This is a genomic window from Oleiphilus sp. HI0125 (assembly GCF_001635355.1).
Genome location: NZ_LWGF01001034.1, coordinates 1 through 981, shown reverse-complemented (window position 1 = coordinate 981; position 981 = coordinate 1). Strand labels below are relative to the sequence as shown.

2 protein-coding genes and 1 pseudogene are annotated in these 981 nt (G+C 43.7%); all 3 read left to right on the top strand.

The window, feature by feature from the left end:
* Positions 1-299: thiamine phosphate synthase (locus A3762_RS17790; RefSeq protein WP_197469361.1), on the top strand; the 299-nt coding region annotated here is incomplete at its 5' end.
* Positions 299-787 (top strand): cyclic pyranopterin monophosphate synthase MoaC, encoded by a 489-nt coding sequence (gene moaC / locus A3762_RS17785; protein ID WP_068754600.1) that lies wholly within the window; start codon positions 299-301, stop codon positions 785-787. The genes A3762_RS17790 and moaC, both read left to right, overlap by 1 nt.
* Positions 788-843: 56 nt before the next feature.
* Positions 844-981 (top strand): annotated as a pseudogene (locus tag A3762_RS28450) (GTP 3',8-cyclase MoaA); the annotation flags it as partial.

The window sequence follows — 981 nt, the reverse complement described above, 5'->3', positions numbered from 1 at the left end:
AGGGCTATAGCCTTCCATATTTGTTTGGTGTTTCATGCCATTCAAAATCTGAATTAGCATTGGCAGAGAGTGTTGGTGCAAACTATGCTCTATTGTCGCCGGTTCAACGGACACAATCACACCCAGATGCAGAACCATTAGGGTTAGCTAATTTTGAAGCCTTGTTAGAGGGGTGCAATATTCCCGTGTATGCGCTTGGCGGAATGAGAGATGAGCAATTGGGTGAGGTAATTCGTGCTGGCGGACAGGGCATTGCTGGTATCAGCACATGGCAAACGATTATAGAGGGAACGCGTTAATGGAAAATAAACTAACGCATGTCAATGAATCAGGTAATGCGCATATGGTTGATGTGTCGGGGAAGGCAATAACTGGACGTATTGCTATTGCAGAGGCTTATGTTGACATGAAGCCTTCAACCTTATCATTGATATTGAGTGATCAGATTGAAAAGGGCGATGTGTTAGCAGTGTGCCGAGTTGCAGGTATTATGGCAGCTAAAAAGTGTTCTGAACTTATCCCCTTGTGCCATGGTTTAAATTTAAGTGCTGTGAGCATTGATTTTGAGCCGCAAGACGTCAACGATTCGGCGCGCTTACGCATTGTTAGTACATGTAAGTTGAATGCGCAGACAGGTGTTGAGATGGAAGCGTTGACAGCTGTTAGCGTTGCTGCGCTGACTGTTTATGACATGTGTAAAGCTGTTGATAAAGCGATGCAAGTTAATGGCGTTCGATTGTTAGAAAAGCATGGCGGTAAGAGCGGCAGTTACTACGCAGACAATTAAATGCACTGCCAGTAATGGCATTAAAACACACGACGGTTCGAAACTAGAGACAATCTATGACTCAGACTAATCAAACGAATACAGCGCTAGTTGATCCTTTTGGACGAAAGATTAACTATTTGCGTTTGTCAGTTACTGACCGTTGTGATTTTCGCTGTGTTTACTGCATGGATGAAGAGATGACATTTGTTCCA

Bases quoted from the DNA above. Each gene is read 5' to 3' on its own strand.
- moaC (WP_068754600.1), top strand. From the start codon at position 299: ATGGAAAATAAACTAACGCATGTCAATGAATCAGGTAATGCGCATATG.